Source organism: Promicromonospora kroppenstedtii DSM 19349, assembly GCF_000515355.1.
Classification (GTDB): Bacteria; Actinomycetota; Actinomycetes; order Actinomycetales; family Cellulomonadaceae; genus Promicromonospora; species Promicromonospora kroppenstedtii.
Window position 1 is genome coordinate 127,424 of the sequence record NZ_KI911634.1, and the last position, 3,879, is coordinate 131,302.

Annotated in this window: 4 protein-coding genes; 3 read left to right on the forward strand and 1 reads right to left on the reverse strand. The window is 71.8% G+C overall.

Annotation, left to right across the window (positions count from 1 at the left end; translation table 11 throughout):
- On the forward strand, positions 1 to 351 hold a 351-nt coding region (locus PROKR_RS07105), incomplete at its 5' end, for a C40 family peptidase (protein WP_036961094.1).
- Between the two features lie 156 nt (positions 352 to 507).
- Here PROKR_RS07105 and PROKR_RS07110 read toward each other — a convergent pair.
- Positions 508 to 1,008 (reverse strand): inorganic diphosphatase, encoded by a 501-nt coding sequence (locus tag PROKR_RS07110; RefSeq protein ID WP_020017930.1) that lies wholly within the window; start codon positions 1,006 to 1,008, stop codon positions 508 to 510.
- Positions 1,009 to 1,265: 257 nt separating this feature from the next.
- On the opposite strand from PROKR_RS07110, the gene dacB reads away from it, so the two are divergent.
- Positions 1,266 to 2,717: a D-alanyl-D-alanine carboxypeptidase/D-alanyl-D-alanine endopeptidase gene (gene dacB, locus PROKR_RS07115; RefSeq protein ID WP_245605729.1), complete on the forward strand. Its 1,452-nt coding sequence runs from the start codon at positions 1,266 to 1,268 to the stop codon at positions 2,715 to 2,717.
- Between the two features lie 33 nt (positions 2,718 to 2,750).
- Entirely contained in the window at positions 2,751 to 3,839 is a 1,089-nt protein-coding gene (locus tag PROKR_RS07120; protein ID WP_036961100.1) for a zinc-dependent metalloprotease, read from the forward strand.
- Positions 3,840 to 3,879: the final 40 nt, after the last annotated feature.

The window sequence follows — 3,879 nt, forward strand, 5'->3', positions numbered from 1 at the left end:
GCCGTGGCCTGGGCCCGTACGAAGATCGGCGCGCCGTACCTGCTCGGTGCGGCGGGTCCGTCGTCGTACGACTGCTCGGGGCTGACGATGATGTCGTGGGCGAGCCAGGGCGTCGACATCACGCGGACGTCGCGGTCGCAATACCTGGCCGTCGGCAAGGTGGGCTACGGCGCGCTGCGGCCCGGCGACCTCATCTTCTACGGCTCGAACCCGAGCGACCCGTCGTCGATCTACCACGTGGCCATGTACACGGGCGGCGGCATGATGATCGAGGCGACGCTGCCCGGGCACCCGCTCTCGGAGAACCCGCTGCGCCTCTCGAACGCGATGCCCTACGCGGGCCGCCCCTGAGCCGAGACGGCACCGCAGCGAGACAGACCTCCGGCGGAGCAGGACCAGGGCGAAGCAGAGCTGGGGCGGAGGACCGACCGGTCGCTCCGCCCCAGCTCTACCTCGCCGGCGTTCTGTCCCGCCCTGGTCTACGTGCAGGGTTCTGCTGCGGCGGGATCAGTGCTTGTCGTAGTAGCCCGTGTCCTTGGCCCGCTGGATCGAGCGGACGATCTCGGCCTCGGCCTCGGCGCGGCCCACCCAGTGGGCGCCCTCGACGGACTTGCCGGGCTCCAGGTCCTTGTAGACCTCGAAGAAGTGCTGGATCTCCAGGCGGTGGAAGTCGGAGACGTCGTCGATGTCCTGGCGCCACGCCGCGCGCTGGTCACCGGTCGGCACGCACAGCACCTTGTCGTCGCCGCCGGCCTCGTCGCGCATGCGGAACATGCCCAGGGCACGGCACCGGATCAGGCAGCCGGGGAACGTGGGCTCCTCCAGGAGGACCAGGGCGTCCAGCGGGTCGCCGTCCTCGCCGAGGGTGTCCTCGATGAAGCCGTAGTCGTCCGGGTAGCGCGTCGAGGTGAAGAGCATGCGGTCGAGGCGGATGCGTCCGGTCTCGTGATCCACCTCGTACTTGTTCCGCTGACCCTTGGGGATCTCGATCGTGACGTCGAACTCCACGCCGATGTGCTCCAGTTCTCGATGATGGTCGCCGAAGTGTCTTACCGCGGCGGCGGTCTTGCGCCTGTCCAGTGTGCCATGTGTCTTGTGTCCCGACCGTTACCTGTGGTCAGAACCACTGCCGGTGTTCGGCATAATTCGCAACGTGCGCGACGCGCGCGGGAATCTGCGGCACAAGTGGGTGAAATTTCCCGTGAACGGCCGTCGCCGTACGCGCCTCGTCGTTTGCCGCGACTAGAGTTGGCGATGGCTTTCACGTGACGATCGAGAGGATGCCCATGGAGTGGGGGTTGCGCTCCGGTGCTGCCGTCGCCGCGGTCGTCGCACTGTTCGGTGGGTACCTGGTCGCGGACGCGTACGACGTCGTCCCCGGCATGCTCACCACCGCCGCACCCTGGCCCGAGCCGAGCCCGTTCCCGTCCGCGCCGGGCGCCGTCGACGGTCCAGCGCCCGCCGCGCTCCTGAGCGACCTGCCGGCCGACGCCCCTGTGCCGGACAGCGTGGAGATGCAGCGCCTGGTGAGCGACCTGGCCAAGGACAAGCGGCTCGGCTCGCGTGTCGGCGTGGTCGTGGCGGACGGCACGTCGGGTCAGGTGCTCGGCTCGTCCAGCCCGGACAAGCTGATGACCCCCGCCTCCACGCAGAAGCTCTTCACCGGCGTCGCCGCGCTCTCGTCGTCCATCGCGAACAGCACCCTGCAGACCAAGGCCGTGCTGGTCGACGACAACACCGTGGTGCTCGTGGGCGGCGGCGACATGATGCTGGCCGAGGGCAAGGGCAACCCAAACGCGGTTAACGGTCGCGCCGGGCTCGCCGATCTCGCCCAGCAGGTCGCCGCCAAGATCAAGGTCACCGGGGCCACCGAGGTGCGGGTCGCGCTCGACGACACGCTCTTCACGGGCGACGAGATCGCCCCCACCGTCGCCAGCCCGAACATCGCGGCGGGCTACATCGCGCCCGTCTCGTCCCTCGGCATCAACGTCGGTCTGCTGGGCGACGACTACACCGACAACGGGCCCCGCGCCTCGGACCCGGGCAAGTACGCCGCCGAAGCCTTCTCCGCGGCCCTGGAGAAGGAAGGGCTGACGACGGCCGGCGCCGTGATCGACGAGACCGCGCCCGACGACGCGCGGGTGCTCGGCGAGGTGAGCTCCGCGCCGCTGGCGGAGGTCATCGGCTTCGCGATGCAGTACTCCGACAACACCATCACCGAGGTGCTCGGTCGCCTGGTCGCGGTGGACGCCGGCCTGCCCGGCTCGAACGACGGCGCCACCCAGGCCGTGATCGCCCAGGCCGAGCGGCTCGGCGTCGATATGACCGGTGCCCGCCTGCGGGACTGCTCCGGGCTCGGCGACGGCTCGTACCTCAGCGGGCAGCAGCTCGTGGACCTGCTCGGGGTCATGGTCGACCCCGCGCGCCCCGAGCTGCGCAGCGAGGCCGTCGGCATGCCGATCGCGGGCCTGACCGGCACGCTCGACGTGTCCCACGGTCGCTTCACGGGGGCCAACCCCGCCCGCGGCCTGGCCCGGGCCAAGACCGGCAGCCTGCCCAAGGTGCGTGCGCTCGCCGGGACCGTGGTCACGGCCGACGACCGGCTGCTCGTCTTCTCCGTGCTCGCGGACTCGATCCCGGCCAAGCAGACGGTGGGCGCCACGTCCATCTACGACGGGTTCGTGGGCGACCTCGCGGCGTACTCCACCCAGGGCTGACGCGGCACCACGCCGGGCCGTTACCGTGGTGCGGTGACCCAGGCCTCCGTATCCCCACAGATCGTCGACTGGTCGGCAGCGGCGCAGATCGCGGCGCGCCTCGCCGCGCCCGGACCCGTGGCCGGGCGGGACGAGCTCGCCGCCCTGGTGACCGGCCTGCGTACGGCGGCAGGGGACGCCGTCGGGCACGTGCTGGAGACGACGCGGATGACGCCGGCCACCACCTACGGGGCCGACGGCGCCGGGCTGAGCCCGATCGCGGTGGTGGACCGCGCGAGCTGGGCCCGTGCGAACACCCAGTCGATGGCCGTCATGACCGACGGGATCGGCACGGCGGTCGCGGAGATCTCCCGGAGCGCCACCTCCGCCGGCGCCCAGATGGCCGGCGCCGCCGAGATCGGAGCCGTGCTCGCCCTGCTCAGCGGCCGCGTGCTGGGCCAGTTCGACCCCTACTCCGGCTCCGGCCGGCTGCTGCTGGTGGCTCCCAACGTGCTGCAGGCCGAGCGTGCGCTCCAGGTCCCGGAGCAGGACTTCCGGCTGTGGGTCTGCCTGCACGAGCAGACGCACGCCCTCCAGTTCGCTGCGGCACCCTGGCTCGCCGGCCACCTCAGCGGACGCACGCGAGGCCTGGTCTCCGGCATGGCTCGCACCTCCGCCGAGCTGGCCAAGGCCCGGTTCGACCGCAAGCTCGCCGTCATCGGGCGCAGCGTGCTCGGCGCCCTGCGGGGCGAGGGCGGCACCCTCGTGGACGGCATGCTCACCCACGAGCAGAAGGCCGAGCTCGCCGACATCACCGCCGTCATGGCCCTCCTGGAGGGCCACGCGGACGTGATGATGGACGCCGTCGGGCCGCGCGTGGTGCCGTCCGTGCGGCGCATCCGCGCCAAGTTCGAGCGGCGGCGCGACGGCGAGGGCCGCAGCACCTTCGACGTCGTGGTGCAGAAGCTGCTGGGCATGGAGGCCAAGCTCGCGCAGTACCGCGACGGCGCCGTGTTCGTGCGCACCGTGGAGCGGACCGTCGGCCGCGACGGGCTCAACGCCGTGTGGGCCGGGCCCGAGAACCTGCCGAACGCCCGGGAGATCGCCGACGCCCGCGCGTGGGTGCGCCGGGTGCACGGATGAGCGGGGGCGCCTGACCGTGGCCCGCGTCGACCCCGCCGTC